Raw genomic sequence first — 23,684 nt, forward strand, 5'->3', positions numbered from 1 at the left:
GTCAGCGGGCGGCGCGGCCGGCGGCCTCCCCGTCCTGCGGCGCCGCGGCGGTGGCCGTCGCGCCGTGCAGCAGCGGCTGGCCGCCGTCGCCGATGATCGCGAACCCCGCCCAATAATAGGGGTGCGAGGTCTGCTTTTCGTCCATCAGCCGCATTTGGGTCGACCACAGCGCGTCGGCGACGCTCTCGCCCTGCCGCGCGCCGAACAATCCGCCGATCAGCCTTTTGGTCGCGTCGAAATCGTCGGGCGCGGGCCAGTGGCTCGCGATCACCGAGCGTCCGCCGGCGCCGATGAAGGCGCGGACCAGCCCGTCGAGCGCATTGCCGCCGCCGCTGGCGATGCCCGCTTCGCGCGTCGCGCGGACCGAGGCAGCGCCCGCGGTGTCGCACGCCGACAGGATGACCAGGTCGGCGTTGATCTTGAGGTCGTAAATCTCCTGGAAGGTCAAAAGCCCGTCAGATTCGCTGCCGCCGAAGGAGGTGACGAGCGCGGGGCGCGCGGGGCACGACGGGCGCGGCGCGGTGACCAGCCCGTGCGTCGCGAAATGGATGATGCGATAATCGTCGAGGTCGCCGCGCGTCTTGACCGCCGTGTCGGTGAAGGCACCGCCGGTGAGCAAGGTGCCCGCGGTGCCGCCCATCGCGCTGCGCGCGGTGACCAGCTCGTCGGCCGAGATCGGGCGGTTCCACTGCGCAAGGCTCCATTGGCAGCTGTCGTCGACGCCGCCGGTCGCGCCGCGCGAACCCAGCCCCGCGAGCGTCGTTCCCACCGGCTGGTTCTGACCGAGCCCGAAATATTGGTTGGCGGCGGTCGACGGCGGCGCCTGCCGCGCGTTGCGGAAGGCGAGGGCCGACACCGCGGTGCTCGGCCGCGTCGTCCGCCCCAGCCAGGCGATCCGCCGCATGTCGAAGGCGTCGCCATTGGGGTCGAGCAGGCGCTGCTCATATTCGGCAAGCCCCGTGTCGGCGGTAATCAGGAGGTTGATCGGCAGCCGCAGCATCGCGCCGTCGGGTTCGAAGGTCAGGTTGGCGATCGTCGGCAGCCGGTCGGCGGCGGGGCCGAACAGCCGGGTGTAGAGGCTGCGCGCGGTCGCGGCGTCGAAGGGATAGGTGACGCGCCGGCCGTTCTCGACGATCGAGATCGTCGAGCGGATGCTGTCGACCGCGGCGTCGAGCGCGCCCGCGCCGATGTCGGCGCGCCACAGCTGTGCACCCTTGTTGTCGATCAGCATCGCATAGACCGCGTCGCCGACGACGAGCATCTTGAGATAGCCCTCGTCGGCGCGCAGCACCGCCTGCAGCTCGGCGAGGTCGAGCTTGCCCGGCGCGACGACGCGATATTGCGGGAAGGCCGAGAGCGACGCGAGGGTCTCGGCCTGCTGGAAGCCGAGGTTGTCGAGCCGCGTCTTCAAATCGGCGCGCAGCGCGTTGATTTCGGGCGAGACGGGCAGCTGCGCGAGCCGCGCATCCTCGATCCGCGCGCGCTCGATGTCGCGGTTCAGCGTCGTCGCCTGGCGGAACAGCCGCGAGCCTTCCTCGGTGCCGCTCGACAATTCGCGTGCGAGCACCGCCTGCGTGTCGGCGACGCCGGGGCGCACCTGCAGCTGGCTGGCGACGAAGAAGTCGGCGACCGCGGCGGGATCGCTCGCCGCGCGTTCGGCGAGCAGACGGTAATAGGGCGCCATCATGTTCGCCATGCCGCTCGTCGAGCGCTGCGAGCTCGCGAGCGCGGCGACGACATTCTTGTAGATGCCCATCGCTTCGGCGCTGCGGTCGTGGCGCGTCAGGAAGGCGGCGTAGCGCGCGCGCGCCGAGGCGAGCGCGTTGGTTTCGGGATATTCGATCGCGAGCGCGTTGATCGATTCGAGGAAGCGCGCATCGGCCGCGGCGGCGTCGCCCGCCGCTTCCTCGGCCAGTGCGAGCTCGCCGAGCATCTGCGAGCGCAGCCGCACGATCGAGGTCACGCGCCCCTCGCGCACCGCCATCGCGTCGGCGAGGCCCTTCAATTGCGCGGCCTTCGCCGCCGCGGGCTCGCCGCGCAGCCGCTCGACCGTCCCGAGCAGGTGGACCGCCTGGGCGTCGATGATCTGCGCCCGTTCCAGCGGGGTCAGCCGTTCGTTGTCCGAGCTCTGGCGGATCGCGCGCGAGGTGCTGCCGCTGTTGACCCCCGCGACGATCTCGGGAGTCAGCGTCACCGCTCTGCCCTCGACCGTCACCGCGCTGGTCAGCGGCGGGATCGGGGTGTTCAGCAGGTCGGCGGCGCCGGCATAGTCGCGCTGGTTGAGCGCGTGGATCGCGCGGAAATTGCGGCGGAGGCGCAGCTGCACCGGGTCGGTGGTCGGCACCGCCTCGACCTCGCCGAACAGCCGCTCGGCCTCGGCGAATTCGCCGAGGTTCGATTTCTGCAGCGCGCGGTTGAGCGTGAATTCGGTCGGGTCGATGTCGGCCGCGGCCTGCTGCTCGAGCGCGCGCCGCGACAGCGCCTCGAAAAATTCGGCGGCCTCGGCATAGTCGCCGCTGTGGTTGCGGCGATAGCCCTCGGCGAGCGCGCGGTCGACGTCGATCGTCCCCGCGAGCGTGCGCGCGAAGCCATCGTTGCCGCCGATCGAGGTGGTCGCGACGTTGATCACGCCCGGCGCGACCTTGCGATGACGGATCGATTCGAGCGCGAGATTGAGCGCGTCATTGTAAGCAGCGAAACCCTCGACCGCGTAGCTGGTGTTGCCCGCGGCCTCGATGCGGGTGTTCCACTGGACCGGGCTGTCCTTGACCGTGCAGCTGTTCGGCGCGGTGCAGACGATCGTGCCGCTGCGCGCGCGGTCGACGCGCGCCTGCGCCTCGGCGGGGGTAGCGCGGAGCATGCGGACATAGCCGACGGGCTGGCTGGCATCGCGGCACAGGATCATCCACGCGCGGTCGAACATCCCGTCGATCACCGAATCGCGCACCGTCGCCTGGACCTCGCACAGCGACCCGCCCTTGTCGCCGATCGCGAAGCTGTCGCGCAGCGTCGGGTCCTGCACCTCCTGCGCGGCCGCGACGCCGGGAAGGGCCAAGGCAAAGGCCCCCAGAATCGGCAGCACGAACGGACGTCGAGCGGTCATTGTCGCATTCCCCCAAACCAAGCGTCCAGGCGCCGTGCCGATGATTGGCGGCAAGGCGCAGTCTTCGTTGTTGCGGTACGACCCGATAACCCTTGCCGCGGACCCTAACCCCTTCGCATCCAAAAGGGAAGTGATCTGCCGCACAGGCGGCTTGCGCCCCGGGGGTCCGCGACCTATCTGCAAAGCACAGCTTCCAGCCCACGAGGACAAGATGAGCGCATTCGACGACCGCGAAAAGGGATATGAGGCGCAGTTCGCCCGCGAACAGGAGACCCAGTTCCGGATCACCGCGCGGCGCAACCGGCTCGTCGGCGAATGGGCGGCCGCACGCATGGGGCTGACCCCCGAGGAAACCGACGCCTATGCCAAGGCGGTGGTGCAGGCCGATTTCGAGGAAGCCGGCGACGAGGATGTGATCCGCAAGCTTGCGGGCGACCTCACCGCCGCCGGGGTCGAGATCAGCGACGCCGAGATCCGCGCCGCGCTGGGCGACCAGGCGGTCGAGGCGCGCCGCCAGTTCATGGACAAATCATAGGACCCCGCCGATGGCGATGCACGAAACCGACTTGAAGGCGATGATCGCCGCGGCCTTTCCCGACGCCGAGGTGACGATCACCGACCTCGCCGGCGACGGCGACCATTATGCGGCGCATGTCGTCAGCGCCGCTTTCCAGGGAATGAGCCGCGTCGCGCAGCACAAGGCGGTCTACGCCGCGCTCGGCGGGCGCATGGGCGGCGAACTTCATGCCTTGCAATTGACCACCGCCGTTCCTTCATAGGGACGAGACGCCATTCGCGCGCAAGGCTGCGCCGCTCCGGAGACTCGAAATGACCGAAACCACCCCCCAGACCACAGGCGACCGCATCGCCAAGCTGGTCGCCGACCACCCCGTCCTGCTTTTCATGAAGGGCACGCCGCTGTTTCCGCAGTGCGGCTTTTCTTCGCGCGCGATCGCGATGCTCGACCGGCTCGGCGTCGAATATGACACCGTCGATGTGCTGCAGGACATGGAGATCCGCCAGGGAATCAAGGAGTTCTCCGACTGGCCGACGATCCCCCAGCTCTATGTGAAGGGCGAATTCGTCGGCGGCTCCGACATCATGATGGAGATGTGGGAAGCGGGCGAACTGCACCAGCTGATGGCCGACGTGCCGACGCGCGCCGAATAGCGCGCAGGCCCTATTTTCCGCGCCAGCCCGCATCGCGGGCGGCGCGTTCGGCGTCGGCGTCGAGCGGCGCCCCCGCCATCATCGCCGCCGCCGCTGCGGCGAGTTCGCCCGATGAGGCTTGGCGATATTCCGCTCCGGGCCGTCCCTGCATCGTCCGCTCGAGTTGCCAGCGACCTTCGTCGCGGCAGCCAATGCCGTCGAGCGTCGCGCTCTCGAAGCTGCGGCAAAAGCGGCCGTCCTTGTCCTGGAAGCTGAGGCCGATCCGTATATCGGCATGCGCCGGCTGGTTCGAGGCGAGCTGCGCATCGAGCGCCTCTGCCAGCGGTCCCGTGGCGACGAGTGCGCCGTTCGACGTCGCGACGCCCGGCGCGGGGGTCCATGGCTGCATGCCGACGGTAAGGCCGAGCACCAGCGCCGCCGCCATCGCACCCCAGTGGATCGCGCCGAAGCGCGATTGCTTCGCCGCGCGCCGCGCGCCCAGGCTGGTGTCGATCGCTGTGTCGACCGCCAGCAACGCGCGCAGCCGGTCGGGAACCGGTTCTTCGGCGATGGGCGCGAAATGCGCCGCGAGCTGCGCCTTCAGCGCCTGGTGCCGCGCGATCTCGGCGGCGAGCGCTGCGTCGCTTGTCGCCTCACGCTCGATCCGGCGCGCGGTCAGATCGTCGAGTTCGCCGTCGACATAGGCGGCGACGGTGGCGGGATCGAAACTCATGCCGCCTCTCCCAGCAAATGCATCAGCGTCTCGCGGCCCCGCGCGAGGCGCGAGGTGACGGTGCCGATCGGCACGTCGAGTATCTCCGCCGCCTCGCGATAGGCATAGCCTTCGACGAGGACGAGCATCACCGCCTCGCGCTGCTCGTCGGGCAGGCGCGCCATGGCTCCGTCGATGTCACCGCGCAGCGTCGCCGCCTCGACGTCCGCCGTCCCTTCGCCGGCAATCTGGGTGACGGTCTCGTCGATCGGGGCATGGACGCCGCGCCGGCCCGCGGCGCGGCGGTCGTCGATCCAGAGGTTGCGGGTAATGCGGTACATCCAGCTATCCAGTCTCGTTCCTTGCTGCCACTGACCCTGCGATTTCAGCGCGCGCTCGATCGCCGCCTGGCACAGGTCGTCGGCATCGCCGGCGTCGCGCGCCAGCCCGCGCGCAAAGCGGCGCAGCCGGGGCAGCAATTCGACCAGTTCGTCTTCGAAGCGCATCTTCGCCTTTTCTTGCACGCGGGGAAGAAACGATGCGCTTCTATCGTTTCTTCCGCATCATGCTAAATTTTTTGCATCGGCCTCCGTGGCCGGCGCGTATGAAGGCCAATGATGCGAGTGAAAGCCATATTGCCGATCGTCGCCGGCCTGCTCCTGATCGGGGCAGGGCCGATGGCGGCGGCGCAGGTCGCGCTGCCGCCGGTGCAACTGCCCGACCTGACGCGATCCTTGCCGCCCCTCCCGAACGTCGCGGCCGAGCCGCTGATTACCATCGGCGACACGCTGGCGCTGGCGCGGCTGGACCGCATCACGGCGCTGGTGCGCGGCAACCGCGACGGTATCGAGCTCGACGAGCGGGGCGAACCGGCGGTGCGCGGCGTCCTGATCGTCACGGGCGTCGACGATGCGATGGTCGGCCGCGCGGCCAAAGAGGGGTTCGCGCTGATCGACCGCGAGCATGTCGACGGGCTCGACCTCGACCTCGCGCGCTTCCGCGTGCCCGAAGGACGCAGCCTCGCGCGGGCGCGCAAACAGCTCGCGAAACTGCTTCCCGAGGCCGAGGTCGACGTCGACCATATCTATTTCGCAAGCGGGCCGGGCGGCGCCTTGCCGGGGGCCACCCTCGCGGCATCGTCGGCCGGCGGGGGCGCCTCGCTTGGCCTGATCGACGGCGGCGTCGCCGCGCATCCGTCGGTCGCGGGGCGCGTCGAGCAAAAGGGATTCGCGAAGGGAGCCCCGTCGGCGAGCCGCCATGGCACCGCGGTCGCTTCGTTGCTGGTCGGCAGCGGGACGGTGCAGGGCGCCGCGCCCGGCCGGCGTCTCCTCGCGGCCGATGTCTATGGCACCGATCCCGCGGGCGGCAACGTCAGCGCCATCGTGCGCGCGCTCGGCTGGCTCGCCCAAAACGGCGTTGCGGTGACGACGATGAGCCTCGTCGGCCCCGACAACAAGCTGCTCGCCGCAGCGGTCACGCGCGCCCAGCAACGCGGCATGCTTATCGTCGCGGCGGTCGGCAACGACGGCCCCGCCGCGCCGCCCGCCTATCCGGCCTCCTATCGCGGCGTGTTTGCCGTCACCGGGGTCGATGCGAAGGATCGCGCGCTTCCCGAGGCGGGCCGCGCGCTGCACATCGATTTCGCGGCGCCGGGCGATGCGGTGCTGACCGCGACCGGGATCGCGACGACCGATCGGCTGCGCGGGACATCCTTTGCTGCCCCGCTGGTCGCCGGACGGCTTGCGCTCCGCTACCCCGCCCCGGACATCGATCGCATCGGCCCCGCGGTCGCCGGCCTCGTCATGGAAGCCCGCGATCTCGGCAAAAAAGGCCGCGATAAAATCTACGGGCACGGCCTCCTCTGCGGGGCATGTGGCCGCCGCTGACGCGCGCCCGGACTTTTTCGGAAGAAAATCGAAAGCGCCATCGTTCTCCCCACAGGCTCGTCTCCCCCCGGGCCGCAAACTCAGGAGTAGGACAAATGGCAAATCGCATCTTCATCCCGGCTGTCGCGCTCGCCGCGTCGGCCATGGCTTTCCAGGTTCCGGCGTCGGCACAGCTGCTCGGCGGCGGCGGCGGGCTGACCGGTGGCCTCGGCGGCACGCTGGGCGGTACGCTCGGCCGCCCGACCGGTCCCGTCGGCGGTACGATCGGTTCCGCGGGCGAGTTGGCCGGCTCGGGGCGCGGCGACGCCAGCGTCGATCGCCGGTCGGGCCGCGTGCAGGGCAAGGGCCGCGCCGACGCCAATGGCAAGGGATCGGCGAACGGCAATGGCGACCTGCTCGGCCAGGCGATCGGCGGCAGCGCCGACGGCTCGGGCAGCGCGTCGGGCGGCGGCAGCCTCGATGCCCAGCTCGTCGGTACCGATGCCGTCGGGCAGACCGCGCGCGGCGCCATCGGCACCGCCAGGGGCAGCGCCGCGACGGTGGCCGGTACGGCGCGCGGCGTGGCGAGCGGTGCCGGCGACCAGGCGCGCGGCGCGCTGCCCGATATTTCGGGCGCCGCCGGCGCCGCCGGCGCGGCCGCGGGCAGTTTCCAGGGTAGCCTCGGCCAGCTAGCCGCCGCGGGCAGCGGGGCCGCCAGTGGCAACGGCATGTTCGCCGTCGAACCGGGCATGCCCGTCACCGATCCGCGCGGCAAGGTGATCGGCTATGTCCACGAACTGCGCCAGACCGGCCGCGGTGTCGTCGAGGCGGTGACCGTCGAGGTCGGCAACCGCGTCGCGACGCTCCCCGCCGCCAGCTTCGCCGGCTCGGGCGACGTACTTGTGACCGGCATGACCAAGGGCCAGCTCAAGGAGACCGCCGAACAGCAGCAGGACGCCGAATAGGCCGATCGGGGTGGTCGTCGCGGGTTACGCGGCGACCGATATCGGGGCGGGCCGCCTTTGCGGCCCGTCCTTCTTCTTTTGGGAGGGGGCTTCCGGGGGGCGGGGCCTTTCGGCCGCTCCGCCCCCCGTCTGCTTCGGGGGCAAGTGAGGAATTTCCCGGGTGGGGGCAGGGGACATCAGGGACCAGACTGATGTCCCCCACCGCTCCTTTGAGCGGAACACTCGGGAACACGGAATACCATACAAGCGCCGTGCCAATTCGGGTGCTTCGCGGTTTTCGGCGGCGGACGCTGGTTAGCGATTCCTTACCGGGGTGCGGGGGTGTCAAAAATCCCGACAACCGGATCCTCCCCATCGCTTCGCGTGGGGAGGATCGATTGCGTGCCGTTCAGCTTCGTTCAGCAAGCGTTCAGTCAATTGACTACATCTGTAGTCGTATTGCAGATGAGGCTCAAGGGAGGGGTTCCGCGATGGCCGAGCGCGCTAGCGAATCCGAGATGCAGGTGCTGTCGGCGCTGTGGGACGAATCCCCGCAGACCGCGGCCGACCTCGCCGAAACCGTCGGCACCGCGAACGGCTGGACGCTCGCGACGGTCAAGACGCTGCTCGCGCGCCTCGTCCAGAAGGGCGCGGTGACTGCCGAAGCCGAAGGTCGGCGCTATCTCTACCGCCCCGCGGTCGAGCGCGCCGACGCGGTCGGCGACGAATCGCAGCGCTTCGTCGACCGTCTCTTCGGCGGCCGCGTCAGCCCGCTGATCGCGCATCTCGCCGAGCGCGAGGCGCTCTCCGACACTGATATCGCCGAGATCGAGGCCCTGCTGCGGAGGCTGAAGTCATGAGTGCAGACATGTTCTTCCAGGCGTGGGGCGACACGCTCGTCACCACCGCGCTGCTCGTGCTGATGATCCTCGTCATTCGCAAGCCCTTCGTGCGCCATTTCGGGCCGGGGCTCACTTATGCCTTGTGGGCGGTGCCCGCGCTGCGGCTGATGCTGCCGCCCTTGCCCTTCGCCGACCCGGTGGTCGCGCCCGTTGCGACGGCGATGCCCGCCAGCGCCGCGCCGATGGGCGAGCTGATCCTGATCGACGCCGTCGACACCGTCGGCGCTGCACCCGCCGCGTCCGCGCTGCCGCTCTGGTCCTTCGCCGACTTGCTGCCCTTGCTCTTCGCCATCTGGGCGGCGGGCATGGTGGGGGTGCTCGCGGCTGCGATGCTGTCGCACCGCCGCTTCCGGCGCGCGGTGCTGACCGGCGCGGTCGAGCTCGAACCGATCGGCAACATCCGGCTGGTGATGACCGACGCGGTCGATGGTCCCGTCGCCTTCGGCCTCTGGCGCCGCTTCGTCGCGGTGCCGCAGGATTTCTTCGCGCGCTATATCGCCGAGGAACGCGCGCTCGCGATCGACCATGAACTCGCGCACCACCGCCACGGCGATTTGTGGGCCAATGCCGCGGCGCTGCTGCTGCTGTCGGTGCAATGGTTCAACCCTTTCGCGTGGCGCGCGATCCGTGCCTTTCGTTTCGACCAGGAGGCCGCGTGCGACGCGCGCGTGCTGACGATGACCGACAGCGCGCCGCGTGAGCTTCGCACTGCGCGCTACGCGACCGCGATCGCCAAGGCGGCGGTCGGATCGCGGCTGTCGCTCGCCGCGCCGATGGCGGTCCACGACAATCTACAGGAGAGACTGACGATGCTGATGCGGCAAGATATTTCGAAGAAGCGCGGGCTAGTCGGGCGGCTGCTCGTTGGCGGCGCGACGCTGGCGGTGCTCGCGACGACCGCGACGCTGGTCCCGGCAGGGATCGCGAGCGCGACGGCACAGTCGGACGTGCCCGCCCCACCGGCACCCCCGCCGCCGCCCGAGGCCTCCGACGCGCCGGCCCCGCCCGAAGCGCCGGAGGTGATCACCGACGCGCATCGCGTGATGATCTTCACCAGCGACGAGGATGGCGAGGGCGATGCCACGGCTGACGACGGCAAGAAGAAGCGCGAAGTGCACCGCATCGTGATCCGCAATGGCGAGGTCAAGGACGGCGAGGGCAATGTCACGATGTTCGCCCCCGGCGACGCCAAGGCGAAGCGCTTCGAAATGCGCATGCCGGGCAGCCTGTCGCGCGACGATATCCTCGCGACGCTGAAGGAACAGGGCATCACGGGCAGCCAGGCCGAGGCGATCGCCGACAAGCTGGAGGCGAAGCGGAAGAAGCAATTCGCCTTTGCCCCGATGCCGCCGATGGCGCCGCTACCGCCGATGCCCCCCATGCCGCCGATGCATTGGCAGTCGGTCGATGGCAAGGCACTCACCGTCCATCATTGCGGCAAGGGCCAGGCCGCCGTGCCGCTGGTCAACCGCGACGACAAGGACGGCAAGAAGCACAGCCGCGTGATGATGATCCGCTGCGGCGGCGCGGGCGACAAGGCCGCGCAGCTGTCGGCGCTCAAAAAGGCGCGCGAGCAATTTGCCGAGGGCCGGGCGTCGAAGGCCATGTCCGACGAGATCCGCGCCAAGGTCGCCGCCGACCTCGACAAGGCGATCGCCGACCTCGAGAAGCCGGCCGACTGACGCTTTTGGGCTTTTGACGCAGGCCCCTTCTCCCCGGTGGGGGCCTGCGGCAGGGGCGGGGAAAGGGAGCGGGCAACCGCTCCCTTTTTTCTTGGGCGCGGACCTGAATATCCTCCCCATCGACTTGCGATGGGGAGGATTCCTAAGTTGTCGCAACCAACCGAAAACGGTCGCCACCCCTTTCGCTCCGCCCCCTGCGATGCCACATTGCATGCATGAGCGAAGACAAGCCCTGGCCCGACAGCATCCGCGCCGGCGAATGCGAGCAGCACGAGCCGCTGGTGCGCCGCGTGCTTGCGCCCAATCCCTCGCCCTATACCTTCACCGGCACCCAGACGTGGATCGTCGGCGCGGGCCGCGACGTCGCGGTGATCGACCCTGGTCCGACGGGCAGCGGCATGAGCATCGGCGACCCGCCCGACGCCAATGGCCAAGGGCATGTCGACGCGATCCTGCGCGCTGTCGAGGGCCAGCGCGTCGCGGCGATTCTCTGCACCCACACGCACCGCGACCACAGCCCCGCCGCCGCGCCGCTGAAGGCGGCGACCGGCGCGCCGATCATCGGCTGCGCGCCGCTCGCGCTGCGCGACGACGGCCCGCGCGCCGATTCGGCCTTCGACCCCGATTACGCCCCCGATCGCATACTCGCCGACGGCGAGCGGATTTCGGGCGACGGCTGGACGATCGAGGCGGTCGCGACCCCTGGGCACACCTCGAACCACCTCTGCTTCGCGCTGGTCGAGACGGGCGCGCTGTTCACCGGTGATCATGTCATGGCCTGGTCGACGAGCGTCGTCAGCCCGCCCGACGGCGACATGGCGGCCTATATGGCAAGTTTGTCAAAGCTCTACGAGCGCGGCGACCGCGTCTATTATCCCGCGCACGGCCCCGCGGTGACCAAACCGCGCCAGCTGGTGCGCGGCATGCTCGGCCACCGCAAGCAGCGCGAGCGGCAGATCCTGCGCGAACTCGAAAAGGGCACGCGCGTCATCCCCGACATGGTCACGCATATGTACAAGGGGCTCGATCCGCGGCTGACCGGCGCGGCGGGGCGCTCGGTGCTCGCGCATCTGCTCGACCTCAAGACCCGCGGTGTCGTGCACAATGCCGACGACGTCTGGACGCTCGCCTGATGCTGCTGTCGCTTCTGATCGCAACGGCGGCGCCTGCTACGGCCGCGCCCGATCCGGTCGTCATCGCGCTGGTGGGCAAGGAAGGCGAGCGGCAATGCCTGCCCGACGGCAGCCTGTGCCTTGAGCTGCCGCGTGACGAGGCGTCGGGGGAAGCGGGCGGCCTGCTGCTCTCCGCAGCCGCAACGGGCAGGGCCGACGACAGTTCCTTTGCGCTCCCTTATTCCCAAGCGGACGGACAGACGCTGGCGCTCTGGCCGCACCTCATCGCGGTGCCCCCGCACGCCGAGGCCGCGCCCGAGGCGCGCCAATATCTGATGGGCGTCGTGGTCGGCACCAGCGCCATGTATTCGGGCGGCGGCGGCAACGGCAGCCGGCTCCATCTGCTGCGGCTCGATACCACCCCCTCTTCGACCCGGCTCGGCGACGAGGTGCTCGATGTCGTCTGGGACAGCTCGCTGATGATCCGCGCCTGCTTCTCGGAAGCGGACATGCAGGACCGGCGCGAGGCCTGCCACGACGAATATGGCTTCACCGCGACGCTCGCCGCCGCGCCGTCCGATGGTGCCGAGATGCCCGCGCTCACCTATCGCGCCGCCGCAAGCACCTATCCGCGCGGCGTGCGCCGTTCGGGTGATAATAGCGCGCTGAAGCTGCAGAAGGCGGACCTGGTCCGCGCCCCCGATCCCCTATGCAGCTACGAGCGCGTGCTGCATTACAACCCCGCGACGTCGCGCTACGAGATGGACCGGCCGGCGCCCGATTGTTCGGACTATACCACGCCATGACCACATCTTCCGCCACAGCGCGCCTGCTCCCCCGCCTGATCCTCCTCGCCGCCGCGGCATTGCTCGCGCTCGCCGCCTGGTGGGCTTTCTCCGCTTGGCGCGACTGGCAGCGCGGATACGACCCCGAAACCGTCGTCGCGGCGAGCCTGCAGGGGCTGCAGGAACAGAATGTCCTCGTGCCCTTCACCGCGCGCTATGTCGCGGTGGTCACCTCGACGCAGAGCCGGCTGGGGCTGGAGGCGAAGAAGACGCTGATCATGCCGGGCACGGTGCGATACGAACTCGATCTCGCGAAGCTCGAGCAGTCCGATCTCGACTGGGACGCGGCGAGCGGCGCGCTGACGGTGACGCTGCCGCCGCTGCGGCTTGCGGGTCCCGAGATCGATCTGAATGCGATCAGCGAGTTTCGCGACGGCGCGATCCTGCTGACGCTGACCGATGCCGAAAAGACGCTCGACACCGCGAACCGCAAAGCGGCGCAGGCCGAGCTGATCAAGCAGGCCAAGGGCGCGACCCCGATGCGGCTCGCGCAAGGCGCGGCGAGGAATGCGGTCGAGCAGAGCTTCGCGATGCCGCTGAAGGCCGCGGGGATCGACGCGAAAGTGACCGCGCGTTTCGCGGGCGAGGAAGCCCGCTGAAACATCTTTGCCCGCGCGCTACGCTGCGCTAGTCAGGCGCCGATTCCAGCCAATCGGGGGGGTGCGGCATGGCGACGACAGCGGCGGGCGCGGCAAGCGCCGAGCGTTTCTGGCAGCGGATGGCGATCGGCCTCGCGCTCTTCATTATCTTCGGTTTTGCGCAATTCGCGCTGCGCGGCTTCGTCGATCCGGTGGCAGCGCCCTTCTGGGTCCATCTCCACGGCGTGCTGATGCTCGCGTGGCTCGGGCTGCTGATCGTCCAGCCGACGCTCGTGTCGCGCGGCGACCTGCCGCTGCATCGCCGCCTCGGCTGGATCGGCGCGGGCCTCGCGCTGGTCATCGCCGCGCTCGGCGTCTTTACCGGGCTCGCTTCGCTGGTCCTCAACCGCTTCCCACCCTTTTTCTCGCCGCCCTATTTCCTTGCGCTGACCACGGTCGAGGCTTTGGTCTTCGGGCTGATGGTGTGGGCGGCGGTGCGGCGGCGCAGTTCGACCCAATGGCACCGCCGGCTGATGATCGGCGCGACGATTATCATTCTCGAACCCGCTCTTGGGCGGCTGTTGCCGATGCCGCTGATGATCGGCTGGTCGGATATCCCGATCGGGCTGTTCCAGCTCGCCGTCGTGGGACTCATTGCGCTCCATGACCGCCGCACGCTCGGCCGCGTCCATCCCGCGACCAAGACGATCGCACTGGTTGTCATCGCGGTGCGCGCCACCATCTATCTGCTGGCGATGGCGCCCCCCGTCATCGCGCTCGCGGCGCAGCTGACCGGGCGCTGAGGGCGGAATTGCCCTCTCCGGGGCGGCGGTGTAGAGGGACGCGCAAGGCAAAAGCCGCATAAGGAAAAGCCATGACTGCTCCCGTCCGCGAAAATCTCACCGGCGTCGACCTGCGCGCCGAAATCGACCACCTCCGCAAGGAGCGCAACGCCGTCATCCTCGCGCATTATTACCAGAAGCCCGAGATTCAGGACCTCGCCGATTTCGTCGGCGATTCGCTCGAGCTGTCGCGCAAGGCGGCGGACACCGATGCCGACGTCATCGCCTTTTGCGGCGTCAAGTTCATGGCCGAAACCGCGAAGATCCTGTCGCCAGAAAAGATCGTCATCCTGCCCGACATGGACGCGGGATGCAGCCTCGAGGACAGCTGCCCGCCCGAGCAGTTCAAGCGCTTCCGCGAAAAGCACCCCGACCATATCGCGCTGACCTACATCAATTGCTCGGCGGCGGTGAAGGCGCTCTCCGACATCATCGTCACCTCGTCGAGCGCCGAGACGATCATCAGCCAGATCCCCGAGGACCAGCCGATCATCTTCGGCCCCGACCGCCACCTCGGCGGCTATCTCAACCGCAAGTTCGGGCGCGAGATGCTGCTGTGGCCGGGCGTGTGCATCGTCCACGAGGCGTTCAGCGAGACCGAGCTGCTCAAGCTCAAGGCGCAGCATCCGGGCGCGCCGGTCGCAGCGCACCCCGAATGCCCGCCGCATATCGTCGATCATGCCGATTATGTCGGCTCGACCAGCGGCATATTGCAATTCGCCAAGACATTTCCCGGCGACACGTTGATCGTCGCGACCGAGCCGCACATCATCCACCAGATGGAGCTGGCGCTGCCCGAGAAGAATTTCATCGGTGCGCCGGGGGCCGACGGCAACTGCAACTGCAATATCTGCCCATATATGGCGCTCAACACGATGGAGAAGCTCTATATCGCGCTCCGCGACCTCCAGCCGCGGATCGAGATGGACGAGGAGCTTCGCCTCGCCGCGCGCAAGAGCCTCGACCGGATGCTCGAAATGGCGTCGGGGACGGTGGGCAAGGGCGATTTGGGACGGGCCTGATCGAGTCGCGCGCGAGTCGCTCGTCCAAAGCGGCGAGTCGCCGTGCGAATCCCGCCGCATCGTGCATCGGGTCGAATCCGAAAATGCTGCAGCCTTGTTACAAAAATGCTGCAGCGAATCCGCTAATTGCTAATGCCGGACTTATCCACAGTCGGCAGCGCAATCGGGGGCGTCTCGCTGCAATTTTTGTTGGCGCCCCCGGCAACTCATGTCAGCTTCCAATCATCGGACGACGGAGACGACGGACCGCCGGGACACGAAGGAAGGTTGCAAGACCAGCCGGAAGAGAACGGGCCGGATCGACGAGGAAGTGGACCGATACTTGGTCACGGAACGCCGCGATTCCCACGAGTTGAGGCGGACCCGATCAGGGAGGAAATGCAGTCCATCGCTTGGACAGCGACTGCTTCGGCAGACGCGAGAAGAGATGATGAAGGGCTTTCCAGGTGCGGCCGGCCCCCGAAAGGGGGCCGACCAAACCATCGCCGGATAGCTCCGGAGCGCGCCGCAAGCGTCGTTTTGCGGGCCGCCGATCGCAAGAGAGGCGGACCGGGATGAGGCAAGCGGGCAGCGACCGGAAGGATACCGGATAGTGGGGGTTGGCAGCGATGCCGGCCCCCATTTCGTTTGCGCGCGATGTGCGGCGGGGCGGGGGCCGATAAGGATTTCGGTTGCTCGGGAATGGACGGTTTCGGGCGTTGGCGGACATAAGCGATCCTCACCCAACGGGGGAGGGGGACCACCCGAAGGGTGGTGGAGGGGCACGGGAGGCTACCGCGGCGTCAAACCGATCAGTCTCTCATTTCCGGCGACGTCGCCGTCGTGCGCGACCTCTCCGGAAAGGCAACCCGCCTGTACCCCTCCACCAGCTTCGCTGGTCCCCCTCCCCGTTCCGGGGAGGATCGGCACTGACCGCTCCCCACCCCCAAGCCATCGCCGCCCCCAAAATCAAACCCACCCCAAAAATCTTTCACCTGTGATGCATGTCACATCGCCGTCGCATGCGGCCGCTTATGTCGTGCTTGCGACCCGGAGCAGTTCCCCGATCGGAACTGATCCCACTTTCCCGGCCGCGCCCCCACGGGGCCGGCCGGGAACCTTTTGCTCCCGCATCGCATTGTGCTGACACAAGCCAGAACAAGCTTCGGATGCGATAACGCGTCGCCGAACCAGGCCGGTCCGCGCGTTCCGGCAAAAATGGGAGTCATGCAATGATCGGGCTTATCGTTACGCTGATCGTCGGCGGGATCATCGGCTGGCTCGCCAGCATCGTGATGCGCACCGATGCGCAGCAGGGCATCATCCTGAACGTCGTCGTCGGTATCGTCGGCGCGTTTCTGGGCAATATCCTCGGTGGATTGTTCGGCATGGGCGCCAGCCTCAGCAGCTTCAGCCCCATCGGCCTGCTGTGGGCCTTCATCGGCGCGGTGGTGCTGCTCGGGCTGATCAATCTGGTACGCCGTGGCAGCGTGCGCTGAGGTGCATCGCGCCGCCGCCATATCGCTAGGCGATTGGCAAGATTTGGTTTAGCATCCGCTCTGCCCGATCGCAGCGGGCACTCAAAATGATCGTAGGGGGTCACATATGATTGGTTTCATCATCGCAATCGTCATGGGCGGCATCATCGGCTGGCTCGCCAGCATCGTGATGCGCACGGACGCCCAGCAGGGCATTTTCCTCAACATCATCGTCGGTTGCCTCGGATCGTTCCTTGGCCGCTTTTTGTTCGGTCTCGTCGGCATAGGCGATGGCGGACATCTTCGCGGCAATGCCTTCGATCCGATGACTCTGCTCGCCGCCTTCGTCGGAGCGGTGGTGCTGCTTGGCATCGTCAATCTGGTGCGGCGCGGCCGGGTTCGCTGATCGCGCCGCCATAGCGGTCCTTCGGGGCCGTTCCGAAAAGGGCGGTCGGCGTGCGCCGGCCGCCTTTTTTCGTAGTGCAGCATACTGGAATACGGCCACAAACCGGCCTAAGAAGCGCCGCGCCGGTGAAGCGGCGCGGTCGCGTTTCTCCCCCTTGTCAGGGGTGGTTTAATTGGGTAATACACCGTCGAACAGGCCGAGGTTCCGGGGCGCTGACGTTTCGCGCGGAGCCGAGGGGCCCCTCGCATGGCATGGCCGGGGGCGGGACAGAGGAAATTGACGTGAACTACGAGCGGAAAGTGGACGGGATGGACAGCCTGGCGGGGTATCATGACGAGACCGACAACCGGCGTCGCCGGACGCGGCTGATCATCGGGGCCGTGCTCATCGTCGTGGCCCTGGCCGTGGCCTGGTTCGCCTTTTCGGCGGGCAAGGGCGACGGTGCAGCGGCCGCGGGCGGCGATGCGGCGGCGGCGGGCAAGGGCGGGGAAAGCGCTCCGAACATCACCGTGGTCATCCCGGGCCGCCAGTCCGTGCAGGCGACGATTTCGGCCAACGGCACGATCGCGGCGCGCCGCGAGATGCCGATCGGCATCGCCGGCGAGGGCGGACAGGTGGTGCGCGTGCTGGTCGAACCCGGCCAGTGGGTCGGCGCCGGGCAGACGCTCGCGGTGATCGACCGCGCGGTCCAGACGCAGCAGGCATCGGCGCTCGCCGCTTCGATCCGCGTCGCGCAGGCCGACGCCAGCCTGGCGCAGGCCGAGCTCGAGCGCGCCGAGGCGCTGGTGTCGCGCGGCTTTATTTCCAAGGCCGACATGGACCGCAAGCGCGCCACGCGCGACGCGGCCAACGCGCGGGTCCGCGTCGCGCAGGCACAGCATGCCGAGGCGCAGGCGCGCAACACCCGGCTCAACATCGTCGCCCCCGCGGCGGGGCTGGTGCTGACGCGCCAGGTCGAGCCCGGTCAGGTCGTCGGCGCAGGCAGCGGCGTGCTGTTTCGCATGGCGAAGGGCGGCGAGATGGAAATGATGGCGCAGATGGCCGAGGCCGACCTGCAGCGCGTCCCGGTGGGAACGCGCGCGTCGGTGACCCCCGTCGGCACCGACCTCAACATCGTGGGCCAGGTGTGGCAGGTGTCGCCGGTGATCAACGCCGACACGCGCCAGGGCATGGTCCGCATCTCGATCCCCTACAGCAGCGCGCTGCGCCCCGGCGGTTTTGCCGATGCGCGGCTGATCGCGGGATCGGCCGAGGCGCCGCTGCTGCCCGAAAGCGCGGTGCAGAGCGGTCCCGAGGGCAATTTCGTGCTGGTCGTCGGCAAGGACAACAAGATCGAGCGCAAGCCGGTCAAGGTCGGGACGGTCAGCGACGACGGCGTGTCGATCGCATCGGGGCTGACGGGCAACGAGCGCGTGGTTGTGCTCGCTGGCGCCTTCCTGAACGTCGGCGATCTCGTGAAACCCGTGCTGCAGAAATCGTCGCAATAAGAGCTACCCGGCAAGGCACCCGCACAAAGGCGTTTGAGTCATGAGTTTCCGCAACATTTCCGCCTGGTGCATCCGCAATCCGGTGCCGCCGATCGTGATGTTCATCCTGTTGCTGCTGGCGGGCCTCGTCAGCTTCAACCGGATGGACGTCAACGACAATCCCGACGTCGAATTCCCGGCGGTGCAGGTCGTGGTCGTGCAGCCCGGCGCGGCGCCCACCGAGCTCGAGACACAGGTCACGCAGCGCGTCGAGGCCGCGGTGCGCGGCGTCAGCGGCGTCGATGAAATGTCCTCCTATGTCAGCGAGGGCAACAGCCGCACCTTCGTGCAATTCGCGATCGGCACCCCGATCGACCGCGCCTATAACGACGTCAACCAGGCGGTGCAGCAGATTCGCAGCGACCTGCCCGACGGCATCCTCGAGCCGCAGGTCGTGCGCGTCGACATCGCGGGCGGCCCGATCACCTATTTCGCGGTCGAGGCGACCGACATGACGCTCGAACAGCTGTCGTGGTTCGTCGACAACACCGTCGCGAAGGACCTGCTGTCGATCCCGGGGATGAGCCAGGTCCGCCGCTCGGGCGGGGTCGATCGCGAAATTCGCGTCATCCTCGATCCCGCGCGGATGCAAAGCTATGGCATCACGGCCAGCCAGATCAACCAGCAGCTCCGCCAGATCAACGTCAATGCCGCGGGCGGGCGCACCGAGATCGCGGGCTCCGAACAGGCGGTGCGTGTGCTCGGCAACGCCGGCAGCGCCTATCAGCTCGGCGATTATCAATTGTCGCTGGGCAGCGGCCGGACCATCCGGCTGAGCGACGTCGCCAAGGTCACCGACGGCTACGCCGAGCAGCGCAACCTGGCCAAGATCCAAGGCAAGCAGGTGCTGAGCTTCTCGATCGAAAAGGCGAAGGGCGCGTCCGACGTCACCGTCCATGACGAGACGATGAAGAAGCTGGCCGAGATCAAGAAGAACAACCCCAAGGTCAACTTCAAGATCCTCTTCACGCGCACCGAATATACCAAGGAGCAGTATCGCAGTTCGATGCTCGCGATGATCGAGGGCGCGGTGCTCGCGGTCGTCGTCGTCTTCCTGTTCCTGCGCGACTGGCGCGCGACGCTGATTTCGGCGCTCGCGATCCCGCTGTCGGCGATCCCGACCTTCTGGTTCATGGAGTTGATGGGCTTCTCGCTCAACGGGCTGTCGCTGCTGGCCTTGAGCCTCGTGGCCGGGGTGCTCGTCGACGACGCGATCGTCGAGATCGAGAATATCGTCAGGCATATGCGAATGGGTAAGACCGCCTATCAGGCGTCGATCGACGCCGCCGACGAGATCGGGCTCGCGGTCGTCGCGACGACGATGTCGATCGTCGCGGTGTTCCTGCCCGTCGCGCTGATGCCCGGCGTATCGGGACAATTCTTCATCCAGTTCGGCATGACCGTCGTGTTTGCGGTGCTCGTCAGCCTCGCGGTCGCGCGCATGATCACGCCGATGATCGCGGCCTATTTTCTGTCGGCGCAGGGCGAGCAGGACCATGCCGAGGGACCGTGGGTCGATCGCTATGAAAATATCCTCCGCTGGACGCTCGATAGCTCGAAGCAGAAGGCGGTGAAGGCACGTTATGAGGTGTTCCCGACGCGCCTTATCTTCCTGGCCGTTCCAATCGCGCTTACGGCCCTGTGGCTGCTTGGCCGAATAGCGTGGTTTTTTATGCCAGAGCCAGAGGGCACGGAACGGGTTGTCGCTATATATTTCTTGGTGTTTACCCCGCTTCAAATGCTCGGTGTATTCTTGCAGGGAACGCTGATAACGGTTCTGGTCGGAGCGTTCGCTTGGCTGATCGGTATGCGTCAATTTGCGTTCACCAATTGGTCAAAGTATATGCTCCAGCGCGCCTATGCGCGCTTGTTTGACCACCGCGTGTGGATCGTCGGCATCGGCGTGCTCGCCTTCGCGTCGAGCATCCTCCTGTTCATCGTCCTGCCCAAGCAGTTCCAGCCGACGATCAACAGCGATTACAGCCAGATCAGCTATGAGCTGCCGCCGGGTTCGACGCTGGCGCAGAGCGAGGTCATCGCGAACCAGGTCAACGCCATCCTCGCGGCGAACAGCGTCGTCGACAACGCCTTCTTCGACGTCAATGTCGGCGGCGGCAGCGTGTATGTCACGCTGAAGAAGGATCGCCCGACCAGCAGCGTCGAATGGGAGCGCGGGCTGCAGCCGAAGATGGCGGCGATCCCCGACGCGCGCGTCTCGTTCCAGAGCCAGTCGGGCGGCTTCTCCGGCCGCGACATCACCTTCATCATCGGCGGCGACGATCCCGTCGCGCTCGAAAATCACGCGCGCCGGATCGTCCGCGAGATGAGCGCGCTCAAGGAACTGCGCGCGGCGCGCATCGAGGGCGACATTCCGCGGCCCGAGATCATCGTCAATCCGCGCATGGACCTCGCCGCCGAACTCGGTGTGACCACCGCGGCGCTCAGCCAGACGATCCGCATCGCGACACTGGGCGACATCGACCAGAATGCGGCGAAATTCTCGCTGTCCGATCGCCAGATTCCGATCCGCGTGTTGCTGTCCGAAGATTCGCGGCGCAGCCTCGCGACGATCGAGAACCTGCCGGTTCCGACCGCGCGCGGCGGCACCGTGCCGCTGAAATCGGTCGCCGAGATCGGCTTCGGCGCGGGCCCGACCGAACTTCGCCGGTACAACCAGACGCGGCGCATCGTGATCGGGGCCGATCTGGCGCCGGGGCTGGTGACAGGGGATGCACAAACCAAGATCGACAAATTGCCGTCGATCGCCAGCATGCCGCAGGGCATCCGCAAGGTGATCCAGGGCGACGCGAAGTGGCAGGCGGAGATGATGAACAATTTCCTCGTCGCCGTCGTCGCGGGCCTGCTGCTCGTCTTTGCGACGCTGGTGCTGCTCTATCGGCGTTTCCTGTCGCCATTCGTCAATATGTCGTCGCTTTTGCTTGCGCCGCTCGGCGGGCTGCTCGGGCTGGCGATCACCGGCATGGAAATCTCGATGCCGGTGTTCATCGGGCTGCTGATGCTGCTCGGGATCGTCGCGAAAAACTCGATCCTGCTCGTCGATTTCGCGATCGAGGAAATGGACCATGGCGTCGCGAAGGACGCGGCGCTGATGGACGCCGGACGCAAGCGTGCGCAGCCGATCGTCATGACGACGGTCGCGATGGTCGCGGGCATGGTACCCACCGCGATCTCGCTATCGGGCGACGGTGCGTGGCGCGCGCCGATGGGCGTCGTCGTCATCGGCGGGTTGATCCTGTCGACGCTGCTGACCCTGCTGATCGTGCCGGCGGGCTTCAGTCTCGCCGATAGCGCCGAAAAGCGCCTCGGCCGCTTCTTCTCGCGGACCCTGCTGACCTATCGCAAGGGCGACGACGGCAAGCCGCATCTGGAGGCCGAACCGCAGCCGGCGGAATGACGCCGGCGGCGGTTCCGGCGCCGCGCCGGTTGCAACCTTCGCCGCGCTTCGCCATTTGATCGGAATGACCGACCGCGCGCTCCCCCGGCCGATTGGCGTCGCCATCCCGGCGAAGCCTTCCAGCATCCGCGTCGTCGCGACGGGCATGCTCGTCGCGATGGCGGCAATCTTCATCGCCGCCAAATATTATCAGGACGTCCATCCGGCGGTCGGCTACATCCGCGCCTTTGCCGAGGCGGCGATGGTCGGCGGGCTCGCCGACTGGTTCGCGGTCACCGCGCTGTTCCGCCATCCGATGGGGCTGCCGATCCCGCACACCGCGATCGTGCCGCGCAACAAGAACCGGATCGGCGACACGCTCGCGCGCTTCCTGCTCACCAACTTCCTGCTGCCGCGGCTGATCGCGCGCAAGATGCAGACGCTCGACGTCGCGGGTGCGGTGGGCAAATTCCTGTCGCAGCCCGCCGAGGGTGGCGGGCGGCTCAAGCTCGGCGCGTCGCGGATCATCGCCGACGCGCTGGGTGCGCTCGACCAGCAACGGCTCGGCGGCATGGTCAAGTCGGCGATCGCCGACCGCCTGCGCGAACTCGACGTCGCCCCGCTGCTCGGGCAGGCGCTGCAGGCCGCGCTCGCCGAGGGGCGGCACCAGCCTTTGCTCGACGCGATGGTCAAATGGGGGTCGAAGACGCTCGACCTCAACGCGCATCTGATCCACCAGATGGTGCACGACAATTCGAACGCCATCGTGCGCTTCACCGGGCTCGACGAGAGCATCTCGAACCGCATCGTCGCGGGGCTGGGCAAGCTGCTCAGCGAAATGGCGGTCGAGCCCGACCATCCGCTGCGCCTCCGCGTCGAAGAGGGTTTGGCCAAGATGGCGCAGGACCTGCAGACCGATCCCGAGGTGCAGGCGAAGGTCGCCAAGGTGCGTGACGAACTGCTCGAGAACAAGGCGGTCAAGCGCTGGCTCGACGGATTGTGGGAACAGGGACGCGGCGCGCTGCTCAAGGCAGCGCGCAACCCCGACACGATGCTGGCGGGGCGGATCGGCGAGCTGGTCACCCAGTTCGGCACGATGCTGGGCGAGGACGCGCATATCAAGCGCACGCTCAACCGCTATGCCCGGCGCGCGGTGGTCGGCGCGGTCGACAGTTATGGCGAGACCGCGCTCAAGCTGGTGTCGGACACGATCCGCGGCTGGGACGCGAAGACGATCACCGACCGGCTGGAAAATGCGGTCGGCGACGATCTGCAATATATCCGCATCAACGGGACGCTGGTCGGCGGGCTGGTCGGGGTGCTGATCCACACGGTGGACGTGCTGCTCTAAAGGCAGGCCGTCAGCCCCTCCCGAAAGCTCGGATAGCGCGGCGTCCAGCCGAGCAAGCGCTTCGCCCGGCCGTTCGCGACGCGGCGGTTCTCGGCATAAAAGGCGCGCGCGGCGGGCGAGAGGTCCGCTTCGTCCAGCGTCTGGAGCGGTGGCAGCGGCGCGCCGAGCATCGCGCAGCCCCATTCGACGAGCCGGTTCTGGTGGCAGGGTTCGTCGTCGGCGAGGTTGTAGATGCCCGGCGGCCCGGTGAAGGAGGCGATCACGCCGCCGGCGATGTCGTCGACATGCACGCGGCTGAAGACCTGATCGGGCAAGTCGATGCGATGCGCGCGGCCTTCGGCGATGCGGTCGAGGATCGAACGGCCGGGGCCATAGATGCCGGGGAGGCGGAAGTTGTAGATAGTGCCGCGCAGCGTGCGCCAGGCCGCGTCCGCGGCGTTGCGGTCGGGGCGGCGGCCCTTGACCGGCGCGCTTTCGTCGACCCACGCGCCGCCGCAGTTTCCGTAGACGCCGGTCGAAGAGAGATAGCCGACCCATGCGGCAGGCGCGAGGGCGATCGCCTCGCCATAAGCCCTCAGCACCGGGTCGAAGGTGTCGCCGGGTGGTACCGACGAGAGGATATGCGTCGCGCTGCGTAGCTTTTCGAAAACCAAGCCTTTGTTTTCGAACGTGATTGTACCGTCGCGGCCGTCGCGCGTGGTGCCGGCAACATCCCAGCCGCGCGCCTCCAGCCGCTGCGTGAGGTGGCGCGCGGCATAGCCCATTCCAAAGATCAGCATCTCGCTCATACCGCG

General features: G+C 67.9%; 21 protein-coding genes. 17 read left to right on the forward strand and 4 right to left on the reverse strand.

Features of this window, described 5'->3' with window-relative positions; translation table 11 throughout:
• Position 1 precedes the first annotated feature (1 nt).
• Positions 2 to 3,103, reverse strand: a complete 3,102-nt coding sequence (locus AC1RNQ_RS16315; protein ID WP_493172715.1) for a CHAT domain-containing protein — start codon at positions 3,101 to 3,103, stop codon at positions 2 to 4.
• Positions 3,104 to 3,314: 211 nt separating this feature from the next.
• Here AC1RNQ_RS16315 and AC1RNQ_RS16320 point away from each other — a divergent pair, with 211 nt between their 5' ends.
• From AC1RNQ_RS16320 to grxD, 3 genes are read left to right on the forward strand one after another with little or no spacing between them, the layout of a single operon-like run.
• Positions 3,315 to 3,638, forward strand: coding sequence for a DUF1476 domain-containing protein (locus AC1RNQ_RS16320; protein WP_493172717.1), 324 nt, complete (start codon positions 3,315 to 3,317; stop codon positions 3,636 to 3,638).
• A 10-nt stretch (positions 3,639 to 3,648) separates the two neighbouring features.
• Positions 3,649 to 3,882 (forward strand): BolA/IbaG family iron-sulfur metabolism protein, encoded by a 234-nt coding sequence (locus tag AC1RNQ_RS16325; RefSeq protein WP_493172719.1) that lies wholly within the window; start codon positions 3,649 to 3,651, stop codon positions 3,880 to 3,882.
• Positions 3,883 to 3,931: 49 nt separating this feature from the next.
• The gene (gene grxD / locus AC1RNQ_RS16330) at positions 3,932 to 4,273 is read left to right on the forward strand and encodes a Grx4 family monothiol glutaredoxin (RefSeq protein WP_493172721.1); all 342 of its coding nucleotides are present in this window, start codon (positions 3,932 to 3,934) and stop codon (positions 4,271 to 4,273) included.
• Positions 4,274 to 4,283: 10 nt separating this feature from the next.
• Here the strand turns inward: grxD and AC1RNQ_RS16335 are convergent, their stop codons facing one another.
• Both AC1RNQ_RS16335 and AC1RNQ_RS16340 read right to left on the reverse strand, forming a co-directional pair.
• Positions 4,284 to 4,985, reverse strand: coding sequence for an anti-sigma factor family protein (locus tag AC1RNQ_RS16335; protein WP_493172723.1), 702 nt, complete (start codon positions 4,983 to 4,985; stop codon positions 4,284 to 4,286).
• A complete protein-coding gene (locus AC1RNQ_RS16340; RefSeq protein ID WP_493172725.1) occupies positions 4,982 to 5,470 on the reverse strand; it encodes an RNA polymerase sigma factor in 489 nt (162 codons plus the stop codon). The genes AC1RNQ_RS16335 and AC1RNQ_RS16340 overlap by 4 nt, the downstream gene beginning before the upstream one ends.
• Before the next feature lie 108 nt (positions 5,471 to 5,578).
• Here AC1RNQ_RS16340 and AC1RNQ_RS16345 point away from each other — a divergent pair, with 108 nt between their 5' ends.
• From AC1RNQ_RS16345 to AC1RNQ_RS16410, 14 genes are all read left to right on the forward strand, one after another.
• Positions 5,579 to 6,850: a S8 family serine peptidase gene (locus AC1RNQ_RS16345; RefSeq protein ID WP_493172727.1), complete on the forward strand. Its 1,272-nt coding sequence runs from the start codon at positions 5,579 to 5,581 to the stop codon at positions 6,848 to 6,850.
• Between the two features lie 95 nt (positions 6,851 to 6,945).
• Positions 6,946 to 7,794, forward strand: coding sequence for a hypothetical protein (locus AC1RNQ_RS16350; protein ID WP_493172729.1), 849 nt, complete (start codon positions 6,946 to 6,948; stop codon positions 7,792 to 7,794).
• 470 nt (positions 7,795 to 8,264) lie between these two features.
• Entirely contained in the window at positions 8,265 to 8,633 is a 369-nt protein-coding gene (locus AC1RNQ_RS16355; RefSeq protein ID WP_077031943.1) for a BlaI/MecI/CopY family transcriptional regulator, read from the forward strand.
• On the forward strand, positions 8,630 to 10,357 hold the full coding sequence (locus AC1RNQ_RS16360; protein WP_493172731.1) for a M56 family metallopeptidase: 1,728 nt from the start codon (positions 8,630 to 8,632) through the stop codon (positions 10,355 to 10,357). The genes AC1RNQ_RS16355 and AC1RNQ_RS16360 overlap by 4 nt, the downstream gene beginning before the upstream one ends.
• Positions 10,358 to 10,572: 215 nt before the next feature.
• Complete coding sequence (locus AC1RNQ_RS16365) at positions 10,573 to 11,490, forward strand: MBL fold metallo-hydrolase (protein ID WP_493172733.1); 918 nt, start codon at positions 10,573 to 10,575, stop codon at positions 11,488 to 11,490.
• Positions 11,490 to 12,275, forward strand: coding sequence for a hypothetical protein (locus tag AC1RNQ_RS16370; RefSeq protein WP_493172735.1), 786 nt, complete (start codon positions 11,490 to 11,492; stop codon positions 12,273 to 12,275). The genes AC1RNQ_RS16365 and AC1RNQ_RS16370 overlap by 1 nt, the downstream gene beginning before the upstream one ends.
• Positions 12,272 to 12,913 carry a DUF4230 domain-containing protein gene (locus AC1RNQ_RS16375; RefSeq protein WP_493172737.1) on the forward strand — a complete coding sequence of 214 codons (642 nt, stop codon included), beginning with the start codon at positions 12,272 to 12,274 and terminating at the stop codon, positions 12,911 to 12,913. The genes AC1RNQ_RS16370 and AC1RNQ_RS16375 overlap by 4 nt, the downstream gene beginning before the upstream one ends.
• Positions 12,914 to 12,981: 68 nt before the next feature.
• The gene (locus tag AC1RNQ_RS16380; RefSeq protein WP_493172739.1) at positions 12,982 to 13,695 is read left to right on the forward strand and encodes an adenylate cyclase; all 714 of its coding nucleotides are present in this window, start codon (positions 12,982 to 12,984) and stop codon (positions 13,693 to 13,695) included.
• 71 nt (positions 13,696 to 13,766) lie between these two features.
• Positions 13,767 to 14,756 carry a quinolinate synthase NadA gene (gene nadA / locus AC1RNQ_RS16385; protein ID WP_493172741.1) on the forward strand — a complete coding sequence of 330 codons (990 nt, stop codon included), beginning with the start codon at positions 13,767 to 13,769 and terminating at the stop codon, positions 14,754 to 14,756.
• 1,214 nt (positions 14,757 to 15,970) lie between these two features.
• Positions 15,971 to 16,234 (forward strand): GlsB/YeaQ/YmgE family stress response membrane protein, encoded by a 264-nt coding sequence (locus AC1RNQ_RS16390; protein WP_493173309.1) that lies wholly within the window; start codon positions 15,971 to 15,973, stop codon positions 16,232 to 16,234.
• 106 nt (positions 16,235 to 16,340) lie between these two features.
• The gene (locus tag AC1RNQ_RS16395) at positions 16,341 to 16,619 is read left to right on the forward strand and encodes a GlsB/YeaQ/YmgE family stress response membrane protein (protein WP_493172743.1); all 279 of its coding nucleotides are present in this window, start codon (positions 16,341 to 16,343) and stop codon (positions 16,617 to 16,619) included.
• Between the two features lie 281 nt (positions 16,620 to 16,900).
• A complete protein-coding gene (locus AC1RNQ_RS16400) occupies positions 16,901 to 18,106 on the forward strand; it encodes an efflux RND transporter periplasmic adaptor subunit (RefSeq protein WP_493172745.1) in 1,206 nt (401 codons plus the stop codon).
• 40 nt (positions 18,107 to 18,146) lie between these two features.
• Positions 18,147 to 21,560 carry an efflux RND transporter permease subunit gene (locus AC1RNQ_RS16405; RefSeq protein ID WP_493172747.1) on the forward strand — a complete coding sequence of 1,138 codons (3,414 nt, stop codon included), beginning with the start codon at positions 18,147 to 18,149 and terminating at the stop codon, positions 21,558 to 21,560.
• A 64-nt stretch (positions 21,561 to 21,624) separates the two neighbouring features.
• On the forward strand, positions 21,625 to 22,890 hold the full coding sequence (locus AC1RNQ_RS16410; RefSeq protein ID WP_493172749.1) for a DUF445 domain-containing protein: 1,266 nt from the start codon (positions 21,625 to 21,627) through the stop codon (positions 22,888 to 22,890).
• Here AC1RNQ_RS16410 and AC1RNQ_RS16415 read toward each other — a convergent pair.
• A complete protein-coding gene (locus AC1RNQ_RS16415; RefSeq protein WP_493172750.1) occupies positions 22,887 to 23,678 on the reverse strand; it encodes a Rossmann-fold NAD(P)-binding domain-containing protein in 792 nt (263 codons plus the stop codon). The genes AC1RNQ_RS16410 and AC1RNQ_RS16415 overlap by 4 nt on opposite strands.
• Between the last annotated feature and the right edge of the window lie 6 nt (positions 23,679 to 23,684).

The sequence above is a fragment of the Sphingopyxis sp. GW821-FHT12F08 genome, from assembly GCF_058806755.1.

Coding starts and splice junctions, on each gene's coding strand:
- AC1RNQ_RS16410 (WP_493172749.1), top strand. CDS start 21,625: ATGACCGACCGCGCGCTCCCCCGGCCGATTGGCGTCGCCATCCCGGCG.
- AC1RNQ_RS16325 (WP_493172719.1), top strand. CDS start 3,649: ATGGCGATGCACGAAACCGACTTGAAGGCGATGATCGCCGCGGCCTTT.
- AC1RNQ_RS16340 (WP_493172725.1), bottom strand. CDS start 5,470: ATGCGCTTCGAAGACGAACTGGTCGAATTGCTGCCCCGGCTGCGCCGC.
- AC1RNQ_RS16345 (WP_493172727.1), top strand. CDS start 5,579: ATGATGCGAGTGAAAGCCATATTGCCGATCGTCGCCGGCCTGCTCCTG.
- AC1RNQ_RS16360 (WP_493172731.1), top strand. CDS start 8,630: ATGAGTGCAGACATGTTCTTCCAGGCGTGGGGCGACACGCTCGTCACC.
- AC1RNQ_RS16365 (WP_493172733.1), top strand. CDS start 10,573: ATGAGCGAAGACAAGCCCTGGCCCGACAGCATCCGCGCCGGCGAATGC.
- AC1RNQ_RS16370 (WP_493172735.1), top strand. CDS start 11,490: ATGCTGCTGTCGCTTCTGATCGCAACGGCGGCGCCTGCTACGGCCGCG.
- AC1RNQ_RS16375 (WP_493172737.1), top strand. CDS start 12,272: ATGACCACATCTTCCGCCACAGCGCGCCTGCTCCCCCGCCTGATCCTC.
- AC1RNQ_RS16395 (WP_493172743.1), top strand. CDS start 16,341: ATGATTGGTTTCATCATCGCAATCGTCATGGGCGGCATCATCGGCTGG.
- nadA (WP_493172741.1), top strand. CDS start 13,767: ATGACTGCTCCCGTCCGCGAAAATCTCACCGGCGTCGACCTGCGCGCC.
- AC1RNQ_RS16320 (WP_493172717.1), top strand. CDS start 3,315: ATGAGCGCATTCGACGACCGCGAAAAGGGATATGAGGCGCAGTTCGCC.
- AC1RNQ_RS16415 (WP_493172750.1), bottom strand. CDS start 23,678: ATGAGCGAGATGCTGATCTTTGGAATGGGCTATGCCGCGCGCCACCTC.
- AC1RNQ_RS16355 (WP_077031943.1), top strand. CDS start 8,265: ATGGCCGAGCGCGCTAGCGAATCCGAGATGCAGGTGCTGTCGGCGCTG.
- AC1RNQ_RS16405 (WP_493172747.1), top strand. CDS start 18,147: ATGAGTTTCCGCAACATTTCCGCCTGGTGCATCCGCAATCCGGTGCCG.
- AC1RNQ_RS16315 (WP_493172715.1), bottom strand. CDS start 3,103: ATGACCGCTCGACGTCCGTTCGTGCTGCCGATTCTGGGGGCCTTTGCC.
- AC1RNQ_RS16350 (WP_493172729.1), top strand. CDS start 6,946: ATGGCAAATCGCATCTTCATCCCGGCTGTCGCGCTCGCCGCGTCGGCC.
- AC1RNQ_RS16335 (WP_493172723.1), bottom strand. CDS start 4,985: ATGAGTTTCGATCCCGCCACCGTCGCCGCCTATGTCGACGGCGAACTC.
- AC1RNQ_RS16380 (WP_493172739.1), top strand. CDS start 12,982: ATGGCGACGACAGCGGCGGGCGCGGCAAGCGCCGAGCGTTTCTGGCAG.
- grxD (WP_493172721.1), top strand. CDS start 3,932: ATGACCGAAACCACCCCCCAGACCACAGGCGACCGCATCGCCAAGCTG.